The sequence below is a fragment of the Mesorhizobium sp. M0923 genome, assembly GCF_040319365.1.
GTDB lineage: Bacteria > Pseudomonadota > Alphaproteobacteria > Rhizobiales > Rhizobiaceae > Mesorhizobium.
Map to the genome: position 1 here is coordinate 23,948 of NZ_JAMYNW010000001.1, position 20,929 is coordinate 44,876.

Here is a 20,929-nt window from a genome sequence, read left to right on the forward strand (position 1 = left end):
TTGCGAACCATGACGCCGGACCTTCTCTCCAGCCTGTCGCTCTCGACGCCAGAGCTGATCCTCGCCATCGGCGCCTTGGCGCTGTTGATGCTCGGCGCCTATTCGCGCGCCAACACCACCGTCACAGTGAGCGGCCTTGCCGTCGCCGTGCTGGTGATCGCTGGCGCCTGGCTGATCTTTTCCCCGGGGCAGGGCAACGCCTATGGCGAAGCCTTCATCCAGGATCCGTTCGCCCGCTTCATGAAGGTGTTGGCGCTAATCGGCTCGGCGGTGACGCTGGTCATGTCGGTCCGCTTTGCCCAGGCGGAGCATTTCGACAAGTTCGAATATCCGGTGCTGATCCTGCTCTGCACGCTCGGCATGATGCTGATGATCTCGGCCAACGGCATGATCGGGCTCTATCTCGGCCTCGAGCTGCAGTCGCTGGCGATCTACGTGCTGGCGGCGATCAACCGCGACAGTCTGCGTTCGACCGAGGCCGGCCTGAAGTATTTCGTCCTTGGCGCGCTGTCTTCGGGCATGCTGCTTTACGGCATCTCGCTGGTCTACGGCTACACCGGCAATACCGGCTTCCAGGAGATCGCCGCGGCGCTGAGCGGCGGCGAGCGCCAGCTCGGCCTCGTCTTCGGCCTGGTTTTCGTGCTGGCCGGCCTTGCCTTCAAGATCTCGGCGGTGCCGTTCCATATGTGGACGCCCGACGTCTATGAAGGTGCGCCGACGCCGGTGACGGCTTTTCTAGCGGCGGCACCCAAAATGGCGGCGATGGCGCTGATGGTGCGCGTCACCATGGGCGCCTTCAAGCCGATCGCCGCCGACTGGCAGCAGATCATCGTCTTCATCTCGATCGCGTCGATGGCGCTCGGCGCCTTTGCGGCGATCGGCCAGACCAACATCAAGCGGCTGATGGCCTATTCCTCCATCGGCCATATGGGCTATGCGCTGGTCGGCCTTGCCGCCAACAGCCAGGACGGCGTGCGTGGCGTCGCCATCTACATGCTGATCTACCTGGTGATGACGCTCGGCACCTTCGCCTTCATCCTCGCCATGCGGCGCAAGGAGGGCAATGTCGAGCAGATCAGCGATCTCGCCGGCCTGTCGGCGACCAACCCGATCATGGCGACGATCCTCACCATCCTGATGTTCTCGCTGGCCGGTATCCCGCCGCTCGCCGGCTTCTGGGGAAAATGGTACGTGTTCCTTGCCGCCATCAATGCCAATCTCTACGCGCTGGCGATCATCGGCGTGCTGGCCTCGGTGGTGGGCGCCTATTATTATCTGCGCATCATCAAGATCATGTGGTTCGACGAACCGGTCGGCGGCTTCGTTCCGATGGCGACCGAACTGCGCGTCGTGCTCGGCGTCTGCGGCGCCTTCGTGCTGTTCTATGTGCTGATCGGCGGCCCGATCGGAACCTATGCCGCTGCCGCAGCCAAGACCTTCTTCTGACGGAATGACATTCAGGCTGGCTCCAACCGCGGCTTCGGAAGGGTTCCGGCTCGAGGCGCACGACACGGTCGGCTCCACCAATGCGCTGGCGCTGGAGCACGCGCGGGCCGGCGATCCGGGCAAGCTCTGGGTCGTCTCAAAAAAGCAGGAAGCCGGGCGTGGCCGCCGTGGCCGCGCCTGGGCGACGCCCGAAGGCAATCTGGCAGCGACGCTGCTGGTGATAACCAACACCGAGCTTCGGCTTGCCGCGACGCTCGGCTTCGTTGCCGGACTGGCGCTGGCCGACGCGCTCGACGCTGTCGTGCCGAAGGGCAGGATCGCGATCGGCCTCGATGGTGCGAGCCAAGGCAAGAACCGTTTCGAGCTGAAATGGCCGAACGATGTGCTTGCCTCGGGCGCCAAGCTCGCCGGCATCCTACTGGAATCGGCGATGCTGGAGGGGGGCCGTTCCGCAGTGGCTGTCGGCATCGGCGTCAATGTGGTGGCTTATCCCAGGGATTTGCCCTATCCAGCGACGTCGCTCAACGCGCTGGGGTCTGCTTGCGATGCCGAGACGCTGTTTCTGGCGCTGTCGGATGCATGGAGCGAGAATGCTCGGCTGTGGAACGAAGGGCGTGGGCTTGCCGCCGTCAGGCAGCGGTGGCTGGCGCGTGCGGCGGGGCTTGGCGGGCAGGTTGCTGTCAGAATTGACGGTAATGTGGTGCGCGGCACCTTCGAGACCATTGACGAGGACTGCCGTTTCGTGATCCGCGACGATGAAGGTTCGGTTCTGACGATCGCCGCCGGCGACGTGCATTTCGGCGCGGTTGCCTCGGCCGGCGGTTGACTGGCCAATACGTTTGACTGGCCTGTATTTGACCAGCTTGAATTTGACCGGCCCAAGAGTTTGACGGGCAAGGAAGGAAAGATCATGGCGAAAGCGGAAAACGCCGAACTTGTCTTCGTGCCGCTCGGCGGTGTCGGTGAGATCGGCATGAACTTCGCCCTCTACGGCTATGGCCCGGCCAATGCGCGCGAATGGATCGTCGTCGATGTCGGCGTCACCTTTCCCGATGCAACCCTGCCCGGCGTCGACCTGGTGCTGCCCGACACGCGCTTCATCGAGGAGAATGTCGCCAATCTGCGCGGGATCGTCATCACCCATGCGCATGAGGACCACTACGGTGCGCTGCACGACATCTGGCCGAAGCTCAAGGCGCCGGTGTGGATGACGCCGTTCAGCGCCGGCCTGCTGGAAGCCAAGCGGCAGGGCGAGCAAGGGGCGCCGAAAATTCCGGTGACGATCTACCGGGCCGGCGAGAAATTCACCGTCGGTCCGTTCGAGATCGAGGCCATCCCCGTCGCGCACTCCATTCCCGAGCCGATGTCGCTGGCGATCACCACTCCGGCCGGCGTCGTCATCCATACCGGCGACTGGAAGATCGATCCGGCGCCGACGGTGGGGCCGATGACCGACGAGTCACGCTTCCGCGCCTATGGCGACAAGGGCGTGCTGGCGCTGATCTGCGATTCCACCAATGCGTTGCGGGAAGGGGAATCGCCGTCCGAAGTGGCGGTGGGCGAGGGCATCAAGAGCGTCATCCAGAACGCCAAGGGCCGCGTCGCCGTCACCAGCTTCTCCTCCAATGTCGGGCGCATCGTCTCCATCGCCAAGGCAGCGCGGGATGCCGGCCGCCAGTGCCTGGTGCTTGGCCGCTCGATGAAGCGCGTCATCGATGTGGCTGATGAACTCGGCTATATGGACGGCTTGCCGGAATTCATCGCCGAGGAAGATTACGGCTTCATCCCGCGCGAAAACCTCGTCATCATCTGTACCGGCAGCCAGGGCGAGCCGCTTGCCGCACTCGCCAAGCTGTCGCGCGACGAGATGAAGTCGGTGGCGCTGACTGCCGGCGACACGGTGGTGTTTTCCTCGCGCACCATTCCCGGCAATGAGAAGGCGATCCTCGAGATCAAGAACCGCCTGATCGATCTCGGCATCAAGATCATTGAGGACGGCGATGCGCTGGTGCATGTCTCCGGTCATCCGCGCCGCAGCGAATTGCGCAAGATGTATGAATGGGTGCGGCCGCAGATCGGCGTTCCCGTGCATGGCGAGGCGGCGCATCTGGTGGCGCAGGGCTCGCTGATGTCGACGTCCGGCATCGGCCAGGTGGCGCAGGTGCGCGACGGCGACATGCTCAGGCTCTATCCGGGTGCGGCTGCGATCATCGACCAGGTGTCGTTCGGCCGCATCTACAAGGACGGAAGGCTGGTCGGCACCGACCAGGCGATGGGCATTCGCGACCGGCGCAAGCTGTCCTTCGCCGGCCACGTCGCCGTCAATGTCGTGCTCGACGACAAATACGAACTCGCCGGCGATCCCGATCTCGTCGCCATCGGCGTCGCCGAGGCCGATGGCAGCGGCGAGAGCCTGGAAGACCTGATGATCGATGCGGCAATCGGCGCCGTGGACTCCATCCCCCGCCAGCGCCGAAAAGACCTCGACCTGGTCCAGGAGGCGGTGCGGCGCGCGGTGCGCGGCGCGGCCAACGAAGCCTGGGGCAAGAAGCCGCTGGTGACGGTGTTCGTCACGCGGTAAGGGAATAGGGGAGTAGGGCAGTACGGCAGTAGGGGAGAAAGTAGTTTTCCCTACTCCCATACTGCCCTATTGCCTTACTGCCCTAAGGACGCAGTCAATGCTCGGACGCCTCAACCATGTCGCGCTTGCCGTGCCGGATCTGGCTGCGGCGGCGGCGGCCTATCGGGATACGCTTGGCGCCCGCGTGACCGCGCCGCAGGCGCTGCCGGAGCATGGCGTGACGGTGGTGTTCGTCGACGTCGGCAATACCAGGATCGAGTTGCTGGAGCCGCTCGGCGAAGGCTCGCCGATCGCGGCATTCCTCGAGAAGAATCCGTCCGGCGGCATGCACCATGTCTGCTACGAGGTTGACGACATTGTTGCGGCGCGCGACCGTCTCAAGGCCAGCGGCGCGCGCGTGCTGGGCGATGGCAATCCGAAGACCGGCGCGCATGGCAAACCCGTATTGTTTCTGCACCCCAAGGACTTTTTCGGCACGCTGGTCGAACTGGAGCAAGCATGAGCTGGGTCTCTTTCATCGCCCTGTTCTTCGCCACATGGTGGGTGGTGTTGTTCGCCGTCTTGCCGTTCAGCATGCGGACGCAGGACGAGGACCAGGATGTGACGCTGGGTACGGTTCCGAGCGCGCCGCGCGGACCGCATATGCTGCGCGCCGCACTGCGCACGACGATCGCCACACTGGTCCTGATGGGCATCTTCTACGGCATCACGAGAGGGCTTGGTCTCGGCATCGACGACATCCCGCACATCGTGCCGGATTTCAACCAGAGCCCAGCGCATTAGCCGGCTACCCAATGTCCGGCTATCCAAGACCTATGCCGACGCCCTGAAATCAAGCTCAGCCAGCAAGGTCAACCCAAGTAAAGGCCGTGGGCCGGATTTGGGCTGACGCAACGTAATGTAGTTTGGCAATCTGTCTTGCTAACCAAATGATTGCACAAAAAAAATGCAAGGCGCGAGGCCTTGCAATTTAAACGCGTCCGATCTGTTTCCGGTGTCCGGCGGCAGCGAGTTACCGCGCCTAGATCGCATCCTCCCAAGACTTTGACCGCGTAGGAGGGCAGATTTTTCTCCGCCCTCTCGGTTATCGGGGCACACTAGCCTAAGGCGGGTGAAAATGTCACGAAGAATTTTGCCCGGAAACAGGCAATCTCGTGCTGCAGTGCACAATAGTACGGCAGGCGTTGCTTGCGAAACGCCCAGCAAGCCGTGTGCGGCAATTGCGGCGTCTGTGCAGCGCCTGGGCCGGGTTTCCATTCCGCCATGAAATGGCTATGAAGCTGGGGCAAGCAAGCCTGCGCTGCGCCGATTCCGGCGCCGCCATCCTCTCTCACGGACCAGTTCATGCGTTTGTCGCGCTATTTCCTGCCCATCCTCAAAGAAAATCCGCGCGAGGCCGAGATCGTCTCGCATCGGCTGATGCTGCGCGCCGGCATGATCCGCCAGCAGGGGCAAGGCAGCTTCTCCTGGCTGCCGCTCGGCAAGCGGGTACTGGACAAGGTCTGCCGGATCATTCGCGAGGAGCAGAATCGCGCCGGCGCGCTCGAAATCCTGATGCCGACCATCCAATCGGCCGAGCTGTGGCGCGAAAGCGGCCGCTACGAAGACTACGGCAAGGAGATGCTGCGCATCAAGGACCGGCAAGATCGCGACATGCTCTACGGCCCGACCAACGAGGAGATGGTCACCGAGATCTTCCGCTCCTACGTCAAGTCCTACAAGGACCTGCCGCTCAACCTCTATCATATCCAGTGGAAGTTTCGCGACGAGGTGCGCCCGCGCTTTGGCGTCATGCGTTCGCGCGAATTCCTAATGAAGGACGCCTATTCCTTCGACCTCGATTATGGAGGCGCCAAGGCCGCTTATAACCGTATGTTCGTGTCCTATCTCAGGACGTTCACGCGCATGGGGCTGCAGGCGATCCCGATGCGCGCCGACACCGGGCCGATCGGCGGCGACCTCAGCCATGAGTTCATCATCCTGGCCGACACCGGCGAGAGCCAGGTGTTTTGCCATCGCGACTATCTCTCGCTTGATGTACCGGGGGCGAATACCGACTTTTCGAATGACGCCGAGATTGCCGAGATCGTCAAGACATGGACGACGCCCTATGCCGCCACCGACGAAATGCATGACGAGGCGGCATGGGAAAAGCTCACCGAAGCCGACAAGGTCTCGGCGCGCGGCATCGAGGTCGGCCATATCTTCCATTTCGGCGACAAATATTCCAAGCCGATGGGCGCCAAGGTGACCGGGCCGGACGGCAAGGATCATTTCGTCTCTGGCGGTTCCTACGGCATCGGTCCGTCGCGGCTGGTCGCGGCGATCATCGAGGCCAGCCATGACGATAACGGCATCATCTGGCCGGAAGCGGTGGCGCCGTTCGACATCGGCCTGATCAACATGAAGGCTGGCGATGCCGAATGCGACCGCGTCTGCGGCGAGCTGCATGCCGCCTTTGCCGCCGCCGGCAAGGAGGTGCTCTACGATGACACCGACCAGCGGCCGGGAGGCAAGTTCGCTACCGCCGACCTGATCGGACTTCCGTGGCAGGTGATCGTGGGGCCGCGCGGCGTCGCAGCCGGCGAGGTCGAGATCAAGAACCGCAGGACCGGCGAGCGCGAGACGCTGCCGATCGGCGACGTGAAAAAGCGTTTCGGTGCCGCCGCATGAACGAAGCGGCAGCAGCCAAACCTTCGGGGGCAGGACCCTTTTCCGGCTTTGAGCGTATGGTTGCGTGGCGCTATCTGCGCTCGCGCCGCAAGGAGACGGTGATCTCGGTCATCGCCTCGATCTCCTTCCTCGGCATCATGCTGGGCGTTGCCACGCTGATCGTCGTCATGGCGGTCATGAACGGCTTTCGCGCCGAACTGCTGACGCGCATCCTCGGCGTCAACGGGCACCTGATCGTGCAGCCGCTCGACATGCCGCTGGAGGACTATGCCCAGGTCGCCGGCCGCATCAACGGCGTGCCCGGCGTCAAATACGCCATTCCGCTGATCGACGGGCAGGTGCTGGCGCAAGGCAATGTCGGCGGCGGCACCGGCGCGCTGGTGCGCGGCATACGCGGCGAGGACCTCGGCAAGATCACCATCGTCGCCAACAACATCAAGGAGGGCTCGATCGTCGGCTTCGACACCGGCGAGGGCGTCGCCATCGGCAGCCGCATGGCCGAGAATCTCGGCCTTGTGCTTGGCGATACGATCACGCTGATCTCGCCCGAGGGCGACGTCACGCCGCTCGGCACGACGCCGCGCATGAAGGGCTATCCGGTCACCGCGATCTTCGAGGTCGGCATGTCGGAATATGACAGCTCCATCGTTTACATGCCGTTCTCGGAATCGCAGCTTTATTTCAACATGGACGGCCGGGCGCAGACGATCGAGATCTACACCGACAATCCCGACAATATCGACGCGCTGAAGCCGAAGGTCGAAGAGGCGGCGCAGCGGCCGATCAGCCTTGTCGATTGGCGGCAACGCAACAAGACGTTCTTCGACGCGCTGCAGGTCGAGCGCAACGTCATGTTCATGATCCTGACGCTGATCGTGCTGGTGGCGGCGCTCAACATCATTTCGGGCCTGATCATGCTGGTGAAGGACAAGGGCCACGACATCGCCATCCTGCGCACCATGGGAGCGACGCGCGGCGCGATCCTGCGCATCTTCCTGATGACAGGCGCTGCGATCGGCGTTGTCGGCACCATCGCCGGCGTGCTGCTCGGTATCTTGATCTGCCTCAACGTCGAGCGCATCCGCCAGTTCTTCTCCTGGCTGGCCGACGAGCGGCTGTTCAATCCCGAGCTTTATTTCCTAAGCCAGCTGCCGGCCCGCATGGATGCCAGCGAGACGATCTCGGTCGTTCTCATGGCTTTGGCGCTGTCGTTCCTGGCGACACTGTTTCCGGCGTGGCGGGCGGCCAGGCTCGATCCGGTCGAAGCGCTGAGGTACGAATGATGGCCGAGGCCATTATCGAGCTGAAGAGCGTCGAACGGCACTATGTGCAGGGGCCGCGCAAGCTGACCATCCTGAACGGCGCCGATTTTTCGCTTAAGCGTGGCGAGATGGTGGCGCTGGTGGCGCCTTCGGGCACCGGCAAGTCGACGCTGCTCCACACCGCCGGGCTGCTGGAGCGGCCGGACGCCGGCGACGTGATCCTGGCGGGGCGCGCCTGCGGTCGGCTTTCCGACGACGAGCGCACGGCGATCCGCCGCAACGATGTCGGCTTCGTCTATCAGTTCCATCACTTGCTGCCGGAATTCTCGGCGCTGGAAAACATCATGATGCCGCAGCTGATAAAAGGGCTGGCGCGCAAGGAGGCGGCCGAGCGGGCGGCGCAATTGCTCGACTACATGCAGATCGGCAAGCGGGCGCATCATCGCCCTTCCGAGCTCTCCGGCGGTGAGCAGCAGCGCGTCGCCATTGCGCGCGCCGTCGCCAATGCGCCGCTGGTGCTTTTGGCCGACGAGCCGACCGGCAATCTCGACCCGGTGACCGCTTCCTACGTGTTCGAGGCGCTGGCAGCGCTGGTCCGGCAATCGGGCCTGGCGGCACTGATCGCCACCCATAATCACGAGCTTGCCTCGCGCATGGATCGCCGCGTGACGCTTGCCGACGGCAAGGTCGTCCCGCTTTAGGGTGTGCTAAGACCGAGGTGATGCCGGCCTGCGAACTGGCGTGCGCCGTCCGCTATTTTTCGTGCGCGCTCTCGGCCCGAAACCGTCGGCAATCTGCCTCTCAACCCTTTCTTAACCCTGCCGAAACTGACCGCACGCAATTCCGGCCATGCCGGGATTGCGATCGTTGACATTCGAACAAAACTAGAACAAAATACGAACATACTAACAACAGGAGAGAGCTATGACCGATCTTGTTCAGGATGTCGTCTCGCTGGTGTGCATGAGCACGTTCCTCATTTCCATGGCAATCTGGATCGGCGCGATGTGAGGATGCGCTGAAAGACATGGCTAGAACGCTGACGAGCCGTTCTTCGCGGAGGAGAGGGGCGCAGCGTAGGAATTCGGTCTTCAGTGAGGTCCTGTCAGCCGACTTTGCGGGCCGCCTCGACCTGCAAAGGCGCTGCCGGGCCGAAGACATCTTCGAAGGCTGATTTCAGCGCCAGGTCGAGATCGGCCATTGTCACGGGAAGGCCGAGATCGATGAGGCTGGTGACGCCGTGATCCTGGACGCCGCACGGCACGATGCCGCTGAAATGGCTGAGGTCCGGTTCGACATTGATGGCAATGCCGTGGAAGCTCACCCAGCGCCTCAGCCTGATGCCGATGGCAGCGATCTTGTCCTCGGCGACCGAGCCGTCGGGCAAAGCGGGGCGATCCGGCCGCACCACCCAGACGCCGACGCGGTCCTCGCGGCGTTCGCCGCGTACGTTGAAGGCGGCCAGCGTGCCGATGATCCATTGTTCGAGTGCCGCGACGAAGGCGCGGACATCCTCGCGCCGCCGCTTGAGGTCGAGCATGACATAGGCGACGCGCTGGCCCGGCCCATGATAGGTGTATTCGCCGCCGCGCCCGGCGGCAAAGACCGGGAAGCGGTCCGGCTCGATCAGGTCCTCGAAACGGGCGCTGGTGCCGGCGGTATAGAGCGGCGGATGCTCGACCAGCCAGACCATCTCGCCAGCCGCGCCGCTGCGGATTGCTTCGGCGCGCGCCTCCATCACGGCGAGCGCATCGGGATAGGCGGTGAGCCCGGGCTCAATGCGCCATTCGACCGGCGCCGAGCCGGGCGAGGGCAGGAACGACGTGGCGATCTGGCTGCGTTCTGTCATGATATCTCGTCTCGCCCCTCATATGGCGGCAATCGGTACAAACGTCCAGTTCCGGGCACGTTCGGCGCTTTGCAGAGTTAAGCCGATATCCGGCCGATTATTGCTGGCCGCGCACTTGTTTCACCGGAAACGATTTGCTACACGCCGCGGGCCGGTTCGTTCTGGCTCCTACCACGTGCGGTCGTGGCGGAATTGGTAGACGCGCAGCGTTGAGGTCGCTGTGGGGCAACCCGTGGAAGTTCGAGTCTTCTCGACCGCACCATTAAATTCGAAAGCGCCCCGTTGAGTTCGAGCACGGCAAAGAGCGTCTTTGTCAGGCGCGAGGCTTTTTTGCCTGCGATCGCGAGTTTGGCCGATGCGGAAACACCATCGGCGCGTAACCATATATGCGGTTTGCGTGGATAATTATTCGCGCACCAGGCGTCCGGTTGCCCACCAGATCACAGATACAGCAGCGATCGATACGTAGCCGTCCAGGGCATAGTGCCATCCAGTGTACACCGATCCGTACAGGATCAGGGCTGCAAACGCCCAACCCAGAGCGCCCAGCCAGAGATTGATCGAGGACAGCAAATAGGCGTTCAGTGCGGCAAAGGCGACATGCATGCTTGGCATGGCCGAGATGCCGCCGCCAAGGCTTGGCCGGCCACTCCGGTAAGCCATCAGGAGATATGCTGCGGGTTCCCGCACCATGTAATTATGGTCCAGTCTGTCCAAGGCGGCATTCAATCCGTGGAAGCGATCCACGCCAACAAACTGGTGGTAGTAAACCGGCCCGACCGATGCCAGCGCCAAAGCCAAGACAGTTCCGAGGATGCACAACGTCAGCGCTGCCGCGCTGAGATAGCGGATGCGCGCAATCTCGTCCGACCAGAGCGCCACGAAAAGGATGGTGCCGAACCACTGGTAGAACCAAATGACTTCATAGCTGTTGAAGACGACGAGCGACCACCCGTTGCTGTCGAGCTTATGGGCGATCTGCCACGGCGGCATCCCGTGCAACCATTCATCAGCGTCGGCTAACCAGTGGTCGGCATAGTATGGGACGACGGACGGGATGGCGATCTTGTAGGTGGAGAACGCGGTCAAGCTGGCAAAGAAGAACAGCAGCACCAACAGACAGCCGCGCCAGCGCCCTTGAACCAAATCCCGGGCGTAGCGAACCGGTTGCCGTCGGCCATGGATGAGCGCGGCACAACAGACGCCACCGATAAACAAGACCGGCATGCCAATAAGAAACTTGTGAGAATAGATTAGGGCTGATGTACGGAATACTTCTGGATATAGTGCAGATGCACCTAACACGTACATTGCCATAAACAAGGAGAGGCGCAATTGCCATATGGCTGAGGGCCTGTGGCGAGAGGCTTCCGTAGTTAGGGCCAAGCCAATTTACCCGTTCTTAATGTTTCGCCGGAGAGACATATACACCGATAAGGTAAAAACCTTGCCGTCAGGTTTACTTTTCCCCGGTGGTCGACACCTGCCGGCTCGCATGCGGTGGATTGATTCCCTGAGCAATCTTGCATCCGCATTGCTGTCCATGCCCCGCGCGAAGGAATTGCCCGGAGCCTCGGGGTCGAACCGGCCGGTGCTTAAACACGGGCCCGCCACTCCCTCGGTTGACCTATCATAAGTTTTAGCTTATCATAAGTCATGGTTTATGATTACGCAGGAATGGTGGCCTTGGCCGATCCGACACGCCGCAAGGTGTTCGAGCTCATCGCCGATCGGCCGCGCTCGGTCATCGATCTGACGCGGGTGCTTCCGGTCTCGCAGCCGGCGGTATCGCAGCACCTCAAAGTGCTGAAGGAAGCCCGACTGGTCCGTGCCGAGCCCAAGGGCGCCAGCAATATCTATCATCTCGACCCGCATGGGCTCGGCGAGATGCGCGCCTGGCTCGATCGCATGTGGGGCGATGCGCTCGACGCCTTCAAACGGGAAGTCGACAACAGCAAGGAGAAGAGGAAATGACGACTATGATCAAGCCCGCACCGGTCAGGAAGTCGGTGACCGTGGAGGTGCCGCTCGACAAGGCATTCGATGTGTTCACGACAGGGTTCGGACGGTGGTGGCCGGCTTCGCACTCAATCGGCAAATCCGCCCTGACGACCGCGGTGATCGAACCGAAAGCCGGCGGCCGCTGGTACGAGATCGGCGAGGATGGGTCAGAATGCGATTGGGGCGAGGTTCTCGCCTGGGATCCGCCGTCGAGGCTGACGCTCGCCTGGCGTATCGGGGCCGACTGGCGCTACGATCCGGCATTGCTGACCGAGGTCGACATCCGCTTTGTCGCGCTCGGCGAGAATTCGACGCGGGTGGAACTCGAGCACCGGCTTCTGGAGAACATGGGCGAGACCGCAGAAGCAGCGCGCCAGGCCTTCGAATCGGAGCGTGGCTGGAGCGGTGTCCTTGGCGCCTACGCGGCTGAGGCCAAACGCTACGCTGCCTGATCGGCAGGCCTCTAAGCCCGATATCCAGCGAGGCCGTCGCACCGTCGGCCTCGCCTCATTCCCGGTGCAGCATATGCCGTTCTGCCCGACCACCGGGACTGTTGTTGTTGGGCGACCGATTCCCCGACCGGGGCACACCACACCTGGCGTTGTCGCGGACTGCCCGGCGGTTGGTCGGCGGCGATGGCAGAGCTGGATTACCGGTGCTTCTCGACGAAAGCCTTGCAGGCGGGTGACAACTGCTCGATCATGCTCTGAAGGTCGCATTTGCCGATCGGTGTCATTGGGCAAAGCCGTTTGTAGTCAGGCTTGCATTCCTTGCCCTGAAAAGATTTGAAGGCCTTTGCATCGGCGGTAATCGGGTTCAAAAGTATTCCCGAACAAACCAACGCAAGACTGGTAAACAGATACTTCCCCATAAACACCCTCCCTTTATTACCGGTAATTATAGAGATGCTAAATTAGAATCCTCTAATTATCAATCTTGAATTATCAATCTTGGGCAACCGGCAGCTCGCAAGGTCGCCTGATATCCGTCGGTTGCGCACAGAGAGGCCGATGCTCAAGCCAAATCGCGCCGCCGCTCCATCCTTGTGTTTGACCATGATCTTTTCGGAAAACCGGTTTCCACTTTTCAGGATCATGGTCTAGACCTGACAGGCACCTTATCCGGAAATCCGATGGCGGGAGGCGCTGGTGGAAGGCCAGGACGAACACATGACCGGCGCCAGGGCCGCTGAGGAGCGCCGCGCCGACATCTATGACGAGGACGGCGTCATCCTGTCGTCGTTTCTCACCCAGATCGGTGCCGCGATCGCCGATCGCGATACGCTGACGCTGAAGCGCGAAGTCGACGATCTGCACCAGTCGGAACTCGGCCACCTGCTCGAGGCGCTGCACCCGGAACAGCGCCGCGCCCTGGTCGAATTGCTGGGCAAGGATTTCGATTTTTCCGCGCTGACCGAGGTCGACGAGGCGATCAGGCGCGACATCGTCGACAATCTGCCCAATGCGCAGATCGCCCAGGCCGTGCAGGAGCTCGATTCCGACGATGCCGTCTACATCCTCGAGGACCTCGACCAGGAGGACCAGGACGAGATCCTGTCGCAACTGCCGTTCACCGAGCGGATCAGGCTGCGGCGCTCGCTCGACTATCCCGAAGAGACCGCCGGCCGCCGCATGCAGACGGAGTTCGTCGCGGTGCCGCCATTCTGGACGATCGGCCAGACCATCGACTACATGCGCGAGGACAACAACCTTCCCGACCGTTTCAGCCAGATCTTCGTCATCGATCCGAGCTTCAAGCTGCTCGGCGCCATCGACCTCGACCAGATCCTGCGCACCAAGCGCTCGGTCAAGGTCGAAGAGGTCATGCATGAGACCAGGCATGCCATCCCGGCCACCATGGACCAGGAGGAGGCGGCACGCGAATTCGAACAATACGATCTTCTGTCCGCTGCCGTCGTCGACGAGAACGAGCGGCTGGTCGGCGTGCTGACCATCGACGACGTCGTCGACGTCATCCAGCAGGAGGCCGAGGAAGATCTGCTGCGCATGGGCGGCGTCGGCGACGAAGAACTCTCGGACAGCATCCTTTCGACTTCGCGCTCGCGTGTGCCGTGGCTGCTGGTCAACCTTTTGACGGCCTTCCTCGCGGCTTCGGTGATCGGCCTGTTCGACCGCACCATCGAGCATATCGTGGCGCTGGCGGTGCTGATGCCGATCGTCGCCGGCATGGGCGGCAATGCCGGCTCGCAGACCATGACCGTCACCGTGCGGGCGCTGGCGACGAGGGACCTCGATATCTACAATGCCGGCCGCATCATCCGCCGCGAAATCGGGGTGGGCTTCATCAACGGCATCATCTTCGCCATCCTGATCGGCATCGTCGCGGCTGCCTGGTTCCACGATCGCAATCTCGGCGGCATCATCGCGGCGGCGATGATCATCAACATGTTCGTGGCGGCTCTGGCGGGCATCCTGATCCCGCTGCTGCTCGACCGCTTCAAGATCGACCCGGCTGTGGCTTCGGCGGTTTTCGTCACTACGGTCACCGATGTCGTCGGTTTCTTTGCCTTTCTCGGGCTTGCCACATGGTGGTTCGGCGTAGGCTGAACGGCACCTCAATTGACTTTTACGTAAATGCCATGCGAGGCTTTGAAAGGTGCCTTGTCCGCCGATTCTGGTACGCGCCTGGGCGCCGGCGGCGCCGGCCAGTTGGAACTCGCGGCGTGGCCGGGGCATTGGAGTGACGATGCGGGAATATTATTCGATCACGGAGCTGACCCGCGAATTCGACGTGTCGACGCGGACGTTGCGCTTCTACGAGGACGAAGGGCTGGTGCAGCCGGTAAGGCGCGGCCGCACCCGGCTGTTCCGTCCGTCGGACCGGCATCTCATCCGCCAGATCATGCGCGGCAAGAGGCTCGGCTTCTCGATCAACGAGATCCGCGAAATCATCCAGATGTACAGGGAGCCGCCCGGCGAGGTCGGCCAACTCAAGCTGATGATCAAGCGCATCGAGGAAAAGCGCGAGGATCTTCGCCAGAAACGCCGCGACCTCGAGGAGACCCTGGCCGAGCTCGACCAGGCCGAGGAATCCTGCGTCGAGCGGCTGGTTGAACTCGGCGTCACCACGTAAGCGCGGTGTCAGCCCCGGCTCAAATCCAGCGCCGCACCCTTTTGGCGTAGTCCCGGTACTTCTTGCCGAATTTGGCCGTCAGCACCTTCTCCTCGCTCTCGATCGTCAGCTTCTGCGTCAGGAACGCCGCGATGACCGCCAGCGGCAGGAACCAGGCGATCCCCGAGACAAAGGCGAGGCTGACCAGCAGCAATGTGTTGGCGAGGTAGATCGGGTTGCGGCTGACGGCGAAGGGTCCGGTGGTCACCAGATGGTCCGGCACGCCGTTGGGGTTAAGCGTCGTTTTGGCGCGGATCATGATGCGGATCGCGGTGAACCAGAGCGCGGCGACCGCCAACAGCCCCACAAGCCCGGCGGCGAACAGGATGTCGCCGAGAAGATCGCCGATCCACGGCAGTGGATAGAAAAACCCTAGCGCGACGCTGACGATGATGGCGGCGATATAGATCAGCGGCGGCCATGGGATGTGCCCCAGCTTCGGCTGCCCAGGATTTTGCTGCACGGGTTTCGGGTGACTGTCGCTCATTGTTGTCCTCCCTCGATTAGCGCGTTCTCGGTTCCGCCGTCTCGGTTTGGGCGGTGCAGGTGCCGGCGAGCTCGCCAATATGCGCCTTCCACTCCGGGGACTGGTCGTTGCTGTAGAGCCGGTCAAGCGAGGCTTCGCCCTGGAGAGTGTCCAGCATGCAGGCACAATAGCTGGAGCAGAACTCGGTGTCGCGCGCCTGCTCGCAGGATATTTGGCAGGATTTCAGAAAGTTCACCTCCCTGCTTTCGACCCGCGCCGGCATGAATTGCGAAAACAGCCAGACCGAGCCGATCAGCAGCGGCTGATGGATCAGATAAAAGGCAAGGCTGTGCCGGCCGATGAAGACCAGCGGGTTTGCCCAGCGGCCTGGCGTCATGGCCGACAGCCGGGTCAGCACGCCGGAGGTGGCGGCGAGTTTGGTAACCGCGATGCCGGCAAGCACGGCGCCGAACCAGGGCAGCAGCGGAACATAGTCGTTGGAGTGCGGATTGGTCGCCGATAGACCGACCCACCACAAAGCCGGATGATCGAAGGCCTCGGATCTGAGGTAGAAGGGCGCCGCGATGACAAACGCCGCGACAAGCAGTGTCAGCAGCGCCGGCAGCCGCAGGAACGCCAGGCCGAGCAGGCTGGCGAGCGCGATCTCGTGCAATATGCCGAAAAAAATGAAGCCGTCGGGCGTGGCGATTCGGGTGACCAGCGATATTGCGAGAGCCGCCCCGGCAACCATGGCGAAGCGCTTCCAGAAGCCTGTCCAGCGGATTTTCTTGCCATGGGCGAGATAGAGGCTGACGCCGACCAGGAACAGGAAGCTCGAGGCGATGCAGCGCGCGTAGATTTTCCACCAGCCGAAGGCGGTGAGGCCGGGATCGGTGTAGCCGAAAAATTCGAGATCCCAGGTGAAATGATAGCTCGCCATGGCAAGCAAAGCGATGCCGCGTGCGATGTCGATGGCGGCGATGCGCTTCGCCTTCGGTTGATCCTGAACGGCGGTGGTCGGCGTGGCGATGCTCATCGGTCTCGCTGTCTTGGTTCAGCCCCGGCAAGACGACTATCACGGTTGCCACCGTCAAAAGAAGCAGTCCTCGCGTCGCGTTGGCGCGGGTCAGCATTAGAACTCGCTTTAGGCCAGAGCCGGAAAGCCTTTGGCCGGCTTCGCTTTTTGCCGTGAAGGCGTCGGTTTCCTGTTACCCGGCCAGGAATCGCCGCGGCAGATTTGTGCTCCAAACCCTGCTTTGGGCGATTCTGTTCGGGGAAAGCAATGGCTACCCATGTGCGCCATCCTATCTGGCTTGCGGCCTTGCGGCCGGCGGATGCACGCACCTTCGCCTCGCTTTATGCGGTCGAATCGTTCGCGCGCGCCACCGTCTCCAGCGTCATCCCGATCCAGGCCTATGAGATCCTGCACAACGAGCAGATCGTCTCGATCCTCTACACGGTCGTGGCAATGCTCGGCCTCTCGGCGACGCTGTTCATGCCGATGCTGATCCGGCGCTTTGCCCGGCGCTGGGTCTATACCGCCGGTGCCTGCCTGCTGGCCGTCGGCTCGCTGTTCTTCGTCACTCATACGCTTGCTGGCCAAACGGTCGGCATGCTCTGCCGCGTCATCGGCGCCAGCGCGCTGGCGATCACGCTCAACCTCTACATCATGGACCATATCCGCAAGACCGATTTCATGCAGGCCGAGTCGCTGCGCATGGCGTGGTCGATGCTTGCCTGGACCGCCGGGCCGACGCTCGGCATTTTCCTCTACACGCGTTTCGGCATCTATGCCGCGCATAGCGCGGTGGCCGTCTTCGCCATGGCCCTGCTGGCGCTGTTCTGGACCTACCGGCTTGGCGACAACCCGTCGATCCGCCCGGGCAAGACGCGGCCGGTCAATCCGCTGGCCAATATCGGCCGCTTCGTCGCGCAGCCAAGGCTGAGGCTGGCCTGGCTGATCGCCTTCGGCCGTTCCTGCTTCTGGACGACGTTCTTTGTCTATGGGCCGCTGTTCATGGTGATCACCGGCGAGGGCAAGCTCGCCGGCGGCCTCTTGATTTCGGCCGGCAATGCGCTTTTGTTCATGGCCATCTTCTGGGGCAGGGCGGGAAAGCGTTTCGGCGGCCGGCGCACCATGACGTTTGCCTATTTCGCCATGTCGGCGACGCTGCTGGCGGCCGGCGCCGTCGGCGAGGCCGCGCCGCTCGTCACCGGCGCGTTGCTGCTTTGCGGTGCCTTCTTCACCATCGCGCTCGATGCGCTGGGCTCGACCGCGTTCATGCGCTCGGTGCGCTCGTATGAGCGGGCGCAGATGGCGGCGGTCTACCGCACCTATCTCGACTTTTCCGAGCTGACGCCGCCGCTGGTCTATTCGGTGGTGCTGGCGTTCTGCGGCCTGGGCGCGGTTTTCGCGACGCTCGGCCTGCTGGCGGCGGTCTGCGGCTTCGTCACCTGGCGCTATCTGCCCAAATCGCTTTGATGTTCAAGCGCCGCATGCCGCTCGAGCACCCAGTTGTGGAAGCGGTGCAAGTCATATTCCTCGGGCATCAGCACGCCGGCCTTGTGGCGCATCGAGCGCAGGCCCTTCTGGTTGACCTCGCAGATATCAGCATCTTCCTCCAGCACCTGGGTGCCGAAGGCGACGATGTTGTCGATATCCGCTGCCGGATCGGCGAGCGCTTCGGGCGAAAAAAGCCATTCGGCGGTGAGTTCGGTCTGCTCCGGCCCAAGCGGCACCAGCCGCACGGTCCTGACATAGTCGACATGGCCGACGACGAACATCGACGGCAAGTTGGTGGCATAGGTCTGCCCGGCAGCACGCTCGGCCGGCGTCAGGCTCGAAAAGACCGAGCCGTGGACGCGCCCGTCGCGCGACCAGGTTTCGGCCCCGGCCCGCAAGCCGCCGGCAAATTCCGGCGCGTCATTGTCGGCGTGGCGCGCCCATTCGGGGTCGTCGTGCCGGCCCATCAGGCCGCGGCCATAGATCGGCACCAGCCGCGACAGGTCCTTGTGGACGCCAGGGCAGTGCAGGCACTCGTTGAAGTTCTCCCAAAATATCTTCCAGTTGCAGTTCATAACCTTGCGCAGCACATGGCCGCTCAGCAGCGTTTCCAGCGGCCAGTTGGCGAGGTTGCCGGATGCCGGATCGAAGGATGTTTCAGCCGAACCGGCAGCGTCTTGCGCGAGGTTGACGAAAACGAAACCGCGCCACACCGACAGTGCTACGCGGTAGAGCGGATGATCGGCCTTGTCGAAACCGTCCGGCAGCGATTTCGATGGCACGCGCACCAGATCGCCGCGCAGCGAATAGGACCAGGCGTGGTAGGGGCAGGTGATGAGCCGCGCCTTCAGCCGTCCTTCGCTCTGCTGGCAAAGCTGCGAGCCGCGATGCCGGCAGGTGTTGTGGAAGGCGCGCAATTCGCCGGTCTCGTCGCGCAGCACGACGATCTCCTGCGTGCCTATGCGAAACGTCCTGAATGCCAGCGGCTGGGCAAGGTCGGCCTCGCGGCAGACCAGCAGCCAGTTGCGATACCAGATGGCCTCGAGATCGCGCTGATAGCCTGCGATGTCCCAATAGGCCGATGACGGCAGCGTCGGCTCGGCCCGCGTCAGGCCGTTATAGGGACCGCGCTCATTCGGGCTGGGTTGCATGCCGGCTTCCTCCCCATCCGCCAGCCGACACCCGGCTGTGAGAATTGTCAATTGCGGCGCCGGCCGGCGAGCTTGGCGAGGCGGCGCATTCGCCACACGATCCGGCGGAATTTGGTTTGCCGGGCGCGGCGATTCTGCCTATAGTCGCTGATGTCGTCGGTTCCGTTTGGAACCAAGAGGGAATGCGGTGCGGGCGAAATTCTTGCCCAATGCCGTGGCTGCCCCCGCAACTGTGTGCGGTAGTCCTCTCCATATGCCACTGAAGATTTTCTTCGGGAAGGTGGGGAAGGGCGCTGATCCGCGAGCCAGGAGACCTGCCGGCGACAGGAAACTGACTTCTATGCCCTCGGGTGGAGGGCGAAAGGACAAGACATGAATACCGCTTCCGTCTCGCTCGGCGCTTCCGTCTCCTCGCAGTCGCGTTTCATGCAGCTGGCGCTTGCTGCATTCCTCGGCATTTTCGTCATGGGCTTTGTCGGCTTCTCGCACATCGATGCGGTCCACAATGCCGCCCACGACTATCGCCACTCGATGGGCTTTCCCTGCCACTGACAAGGGGCTGACATCATGACACTGTTTCGCAACGTCGTGTTCATCGCGGCGATCGCAGGGCTCGTGGCCGGCGTCGTTCTCGCCTGCATGCAGGCCTATGCCACGGTGCCGCTGATCCTGAACGCGGAAGTCTACGAACAGGCCGGCGGCGGCCATGACCATGCCGCGGCACCTGCGGCACCGGTCGAAAACGCCGGGGGCACGATGGCTATAAGCAGCGCCGCGCCGGCACCGGCTGAAGCAATGGCTCCGGCGGAGGACGAAGGCTGGGCGCCGGCCGACGGTTTCGAACGCTTTGCCTTCAGCGTCGTTGCCAATATCGTCACCGGCATCGGCTTCGCGTTGGTCCTGGTTGCGGTTTCGGAGTTCGCCGGCGGCATCGGCAATTGGCGCCAGGGCCTGTTCTGGGGGCTTGCCGGCTTTGCCGTGTTCACGCTGGCGCCGGGCCTCGGCCTGCCGCCGGAATTGCCGGCAATGCCGGCGGCCGACCTTGTCCAACGCCAGATCTGGTGGTGGGCAACGGTGGTGGCGACCGCCGCCGGTCTCGGCCTGCTCGCCTTCCGCAGATCGCTGCCGCTGGCGGTCCTTGCCGTGGCGTTGATGGTGGCGCCGCATATTGTCGGCGCGCCGCAGCCCGACAGCTTCGAGACGACAATCCCGGAAGGCCTGCATCATCAGTTCGTGGTGGCGGTGACGCTGACCAATCTGGTGTTCTGGCTGGTGCTCGGCGCGGTCGTCGGCGTGGTGCGCGGCCGCTTCACCGGCACGGCGACCAGCCTGCGCGACAGCTTTGCCTGACCGCGCTGCCGGGGCGCTGACCCTGATCATCGGCGGTGCGCGCTCCGGCAAGAGCGTGCATGCCGAGAGGCTGGTGAGTGCCTGTCCGGCGCCATGGAGCTATATCGCGACGGCGCAAGCCTATGACGAGGAGATGCGCGAACGGATCGCGCTGCACCGCTCGCGCCGCAGCGCCGGCTGGACGACCATCGAGGCGCCGCTCGACCTTGCCGGCGCGATCGAGGCACTGCCTGACGGCCAGCCGGTGCTGATCGATTGCCTGACGCTGTGGCTGACCAACCATATGCTGGCCGAACATGATGTCGAGGCCGAATGCCGAAGGCTGGCAGATGTGCTGTCGCGGCCGCGTGGACCCTGGTTCGTGGTGTCCAACGAGGTCGGCCAGGGCATCGTGCCGGAGAATGCGCTGGCAAGACGGTTTCGCGACGCGGCCGGCCGGTTGAACCAGGACGTTGCCGCCGTCGCTGACACCGTGCTTTTGATGGTGGCGGGGCTGCCGCTCAGGGTGAAATGAC

General features: G+C 63.0%; 22 protein-coding genes, 1 tRNA gene and 1 riboswitch. Of the genes, 17 read left to right on the top strand and 6 right to left on the bottom strand.

Features of this window, described 5'->3' with window-relative positions; genetic code table 11:
• Positions 1–9: 9 nt before the first annotated feature.
• The 8 genes from nuoN (at position 10) to NKH89_RS00150 (ending at position 8,663) form a co-directional block, all read left to right on the top strand.
• Positions 10–1,446 carry an NADH-quinone oxidoreductase subunit NuoN gene (nuoN, locus tag NKH89_RS00115; protein WP_023720737.1) on the top strand — a complete coding sequence of 479 codons (1,437 nt, stop codon included), beginning with the start codon at positions 10–12 and terminating at the stop codon, positions 1,444–1,446.
• A gap of 4 nt (positions 1,447–1,450) precedes the next feature.
• Positions 1,451–2,272 (top strand): biotin--[acetyl-CoA-carboxylase] ligase, encoded by an 822-nt coding sequence (locus NKH89_RS00120; protein ID WP_023720736.1) that lies wholly within the window; start codon positions 1,451–1,453, stop codon positions 2,270–2,272.
• Between the two features lie 84 nt (positions 2,273–2,356).
• Positions 2,357–4,027, top strand: coding sequence for a ribonuclease J (locus tag NKH89_RS00125; RefSeq protein WP_352908287.1), 1,671 nt, complete (start codon positions 2,357–2,359; stop codon positions 4,025–4,027).
• Positions 4,028–4,124: 97 nt separating this feature from the next.
• A complete protein-coding gene (mce, locus tag NKH89_RS00130) occupies positions 4,125–4,529 on the top strand; it encodes a methylmalonyl-CoA epimerase (protein WP_352483057.1) in 405 nt (134 codons plus the stop codon).
• Positions 4,526–4,810, top strand: coding sequence for a DUF1467 family protein (locus NKH89_RS00135; RefSeq protein WP_352590101.1), 285 nt, complete (start codon positions 4,526–4,528; stop codon positions 4,808–4,810). Before mce ends, NKH89_RS00135 begins: the two co-directional genes overlap by 4 nt.
• 561 nt (positions 4,811–5,371) lie before the next feature.
• Positions 5,372–6,700: a proline--tRNA ligase gene (gene proS, locus NKH89_RS00140; RefSeq protein ID WP_352908288.1), complete on the top strand. Its 1,329-nt coding sequence runs from the start codon at positions 5,372–5,374 to the stop codon at positions 6,698–6,700.
• Positions 6,697–7,983: a lipoprotein-releasing ABC transporter permease subunit gene (locus tag NKH89_RS00145; RefSeq protein WP_352791256.1), complete on the top strand. Its 1,287-nt coding sequence runs from the start codon at positions 6,697–6,699 to the stop codon at positions 7,981–7,983. Before proS ends, NKH89_RS00145 begins: the two co-directional genes overlap by 4 nt.
• Positions 7,980–8,663, top strand: coding sequence for an ABC transporter ATP-binding protein (locus tag NKH89_RS00150; protein WP_352908289.1), 684 nt, complete (start codon positions 7,980–7,982; stop codon positions 8,661–8,663). The genes NKH89_RS00145 and NKH89_RS00150 overlap by 4 nt, the downstream gene beginning before the upstream one ends.
• 404 nt (positions 8,664–9,067) lie before the next feature.
• On the opposite strand, the gene lipB is transcribed toward NKH89_RS00150, so the two are convergent.
• Complete coding sequence (lipB, locus tag NKH89_RS00155; RefSeq protein ID WP_352814647.1) at positions 9,068–9,811, bottom strand: lipoyl(octanoyl) transferase LipB; 744 nt, start codon at positions 9,809–9,811, stop codon at positions 9,068–9,070.
• Between the two features lie 177 nt (positions 9,812–9,988).
• Here lipB and NKH89_RS00160 point away from each other — a divergent pair.
• Positions 9,989–10,073, top strand: a tRNA-Leu gene (locus NKH89_RS00160).
• A 143-nt stretch (positions 10,074–10,216) separates the two neighbouring features.
• Here the strand turns inward: NKH89_RS00160 and NKH89_RS00165 are convergent.
• Positions 10,217–11,038, bottom strand: coding sequence for a phosphatase PAP2 family protein (locus tag NKH89_RS00165; RefSeq protein ID WP_352908290.1), 822 nt, complete (start codon positions 11,036–11,038; stop codon positions 10,217–10,219).
• Positions 11,039–11,467: 429 nt separating this feature from the next.
• On the opposite strand from NKH89_RS00165, the gene NKH89_RS00170 reads away from it, so the two are divergent.
• Entirely contained in the window at positions 11,468–11,785 is a 318-nt protein-coding gene (locus NKH89_RS00170; protein WP_023720727.1) for an ArsR/SmtB family transcription factor, read from the top strand.
• Positions 11,782–12,264 (top strand): SRPBCC family protein, encoded by a 483-nt coding sequence (locus NKH89_RS00175; protein WP_031194498.1) that lies wholly within the window; start codon positions 11,782–11,784, stop codon positions 12,262–12,264. Before NKH89_RS00170 ends, NKH89_RS00175 begins: the two co-directional genes overlap by 4 nt.
• A 197-nt stretch (positions 12,265–12,461) precedes the next feature.
• Here the strand turns inward: NKH89_RS00175 and NKH89_RS00180 are convergent, their stop codons facing one another.
• Complete coding sequence (locus NKH89_RS00180) at positions 12,462–12,683, bottom strand: hypothetical protein (RefSeq protein ID WP_156948157.1); 222 nt, start codon at positions 12,681–12,683, stop codon at positions 12,462–12,464.
• A gap of 298 nt (positions 12,684–12,981) precedes the next feature.
• Between NKH89_RS00180 and mgtE the strand changes: the two genes are divergently transcribed.
• Together mgtE and NKH89_RS00190 are read left to right on the top strand one after the other, a co-directional pair.
• Entirely contained in the window at positions 12,982–14,379 is a 1,398-nt protein-coding gene (gene mgtE, locus NKH89_RS00185) for a magnesium transporter (RefSeq protein ID WP_036245326.1), read from the top strand.
• 139 nt (positions 14,380–14,518) lie between these two features.
• Positions 14,519–14,905 (top strand): MerR family transcriptional regulator, encoded by a 387-nt coding sequence (locus NKH89_RS00190; RefSeq protein ID WP_023676566.1) that lies wholly within the window; start codon positions 14,519–14,521, stop codon positions 14,903–14,905.
• Between the two features lie 19 nt (positions 14,906–14,924).
• On the opposite strand, the gene NKH89_RS00195 is transcribed toward NKH89_RS00190, so the two are convergent.
• Together NKH89_RS00195 and NKH89_RS00200 are read right to left on the bottom strand one after the other, a co-directional pair.
• Entirely contained in the window at positions 14,925–15,431 is a 507-nt protein-coding gene (locus tag NKH89_RS00195) for a methyltransferase family protein (RefSeq protein WP_352495929.1), read from the bottom strand.
• 16 nt (positions 15,432–15,447) lie between these two features.
• Positions 15,448–16,446 carry a heparan-alpha-glucosaminide N-acetyltransferase gene (locus tag NKH89_RS00200; protein WP_352844408.1) on the bottom strand — a complete coding sequence of 333 codons (999 nt, stop codon included), beginning with the start codon at positions 16,444–16,446 and terminating at the stop codon, positions 15,448–15,450.
• A 246-nt stretch (positions 16,447–16,692) separates the two neighbouring features.
• Between NKH89_RS00200 and NKH89_RS00205 the strand changes: the two genes are divergently transcribed.
• Complete coding sequence (locus NKH89_RS00205) at positions 16,693–17,892, top strand: MFS transporter (protein WP_352495931.1); 1,200 nt, start codon at positions 16,693–16,695, stop codon at positions 17,890–17,892.
• Here the strand turns inward: NKH89_RS00205 and NKH89_RS00210 are convergent.
• Positions 17,871–19,064, bottom strand: a complete 1,194-nt coding sequence (locus NKH89_RS00210; RefSeq protein ID WP_352495932.1) for an aromatic ring-hydroxylating oxygenase subunit alpha — start codon at positions 19,062–19,064, stop codon at positions 17,871–17,873. The two genes, NKH89_RS00205 and NKH89_RS00210, sit on opposite strands and share 22 nt — an antisense overlap.
• 140 nt (positions 19,065–19,204) lie before the next feature.
• Positions 19,205–19,400: riboswitch (cobalamin riboswitch) on the top strand.
• Positions 19,401–19,436: 36 nt separating this feature from the next.
• On the opposite strand from NKH89_RS00210, the gene NKH89_RS00215 reads away from it, so the two are divergent.
• Genes NKH89_RS00215 through cobU form a run of 3 tightly spaced genes read left to right on the top strand, consistent with a single transcriptional unit; the run spans position 19,437 to position 20,928 of the window.
• A complete protein-coding gene (locus NKH89_RS00215) occupies positions 19,437–19,616 on the top strand; it encodes a CbtB domain-containing protein (RefSeq protein ID WP_023720718.1) in 180 nt (59 codons plus the stop codon).
• Between the two features lie 15 nt (positions 19,617–19,631).
• Positions 19,632–20,414, top strand: a complete 783-nt coding sequence (locus NKH89_RS00220; RefSeq protein ID WP_352495933.1) for a CbtA family protein — start codon at positions 19,632–19,634, stop codon at positions 20,412–20,414.
• Positions 20,407–20,928 (top strand): bifunctional adenosylcobinamide kinase/adenosylcobinamide-phosphate guanylyltransferase, encoded by a 522-nt coding sequence (gene cobU, locus NKH89_RS00225; protein WP_352483069.1) that lies wholly within the window; start codon positions 20,407–20,409, stop codon positions 20,926–20,928. Before NKH89_RS00220 ends, cobU begins: the two co-directional genes overlap by 8 nt.
• Position 20,929 lies beyond the last annotated feature (1 nt).

Bases quoted from the DNA above. Each gene is read 5' to 3' on its own strand.
- nuoN (WP_023720737.1), top strand. From the start codon at position 10: ATGACGCCGGACCTTCTCTCCAGCCTGTCGCTCTCGACGCCAGAGCTG.
- NKH89_RS00120 (WP_023720736.1), top strand. From the start codon at position 1,451: ATGACATTCAGGCTGGCTCCAACCGCGGCTTCGGAAGGGTTCCGGCTC.
- NKH89_RS00125 (WP_352908287.1), top strand. From the start codon at position 2,357: ATGGCGAAAGCGGAAAACGCCGAACTTGTCTTCGTGCCGCTCGGCGGT.
- mce (WP_352483057.1), top strand. From the start codon at position 4,125: ATGCTCGGACGCCTCAACCATGTCGCGCTTGCCGTGCCGGATCTGGCT.
- NKH89_RS00135 (WP_352590101.1), top strand. From the start codon at position 4,526: ATGAGCTGGGTCTCTTTCATCGCCCTGTTCTTCGCCACATGGTGGGTG.
- proS (WP_352908288.1), top strand. From the start codon at position 5,372: ATGCGTTTGTCGCGCTATTTCCTGCCCATCCTCAAAGAAAATCCGCGC.
- NKH89_RS00145 (WP_352791256.1), top strand. From the start codon at position 6,697: ATGAACGAAGCGGCAGCAGCCAAACCTTCGGGGGCAGGACCCTTTTCC.
- NKH89_RS00150 (WP_352908289.1), top strand. From the start codon at position 7,980: ATGATGGCCGAGGCCATTATCGAGCTGAAGAGCGTCGAACGGCACTAT.
- lipB (WP_352814647.1), bottom strand. From the start codon at position 9,811: ATGACAGAACGCAGCCAGATCGCCACGTCGTTCCTGCCCTCGCCCGGC.
- NKH89_RS00165 (WP_352908290.1), bottom strand. From the start codon at position 11,038: ATGCCGGTCTTGTTTATCGGTGGCGTCTGTTGTGCCGCGCTCATCCAT.
- NKH89_RS00170 (WP_023720727.1), top strand. From the start codon at position 11,468: ATGGTTTATGATTACGCAGGAATGGTGGCCTTGGCCGATCCGACACGC.
- NKH89_RS00175 (WP_031194498.1), top strand. From the start codon at position 11,782: ATGACGACTATGATCAAGCCCGCACCGGTCAGGAAGTCGGTGACCGTG.
- NKH89_RS00180 (WP_156948157.1), bottom strand. From the start codon at position 12,683: ATGGGGAAGTATCTGTTTACCAGTCTTGCGTTGGTTTGTTCGGGAATA.
- mgtE (WP_036245326.1), top strand. From the start codon at position 12,982: ATGACCGGCGCCAGGGCCGCTGAGGAGCGCCGCGCCGACATCTATGAC.
- NKH89_RS00190 (WP_023676566.1), top strand. From the start codon at position 14,519: ATGCGGGAATATTATTCGATCACGGAGCTGACCCGCGAATTCGACGTG.
- NKH89_RS00195 (WP_352495929.1), bottom strand. From the start codon at position 15,431: ATGAGCGACAGTCACCCGAAACCCGTGCAGCAAAATCCTGGGCAGCCG.
- NKH89_RS00200 (WP_352844408.1), bottom strand. From the start codon at position 16,446: ATGAGCATCGCCACGCCGACCACCGCCGTTCAGGATCAACCGAAGGCG.
- NKH89_RS00205 (WP_352495931.1), top strand. From the start codon at position 16,693: ATGGCTACCCATGTGCGCCATCCTATCTGGCTTGCGGCCTTGCGGCCG.
- NKH89_RS00210 (WP_352495932.1), bottom strand. From the start codon at position 19,064: ATGCAACCCAGCCCGAATGAGCGCGGTCCCTATAACGGCCTGACGCGG.
- NKH89_RS00215 (WP_023720718.1), top strand. From the start codon at position 19,437: ATGAATACCGCTTCCGTCTCGCTCGGCGCTTCCGTCTCCTCGCAGTCG.
- NKH89_RS00220 (WP_352495933.1), top strand. From the start codon at position 19,632: ATGACACTGTTTCGCAACGTCGTGTTCATCGCGGCGATCGCAGGGCTC.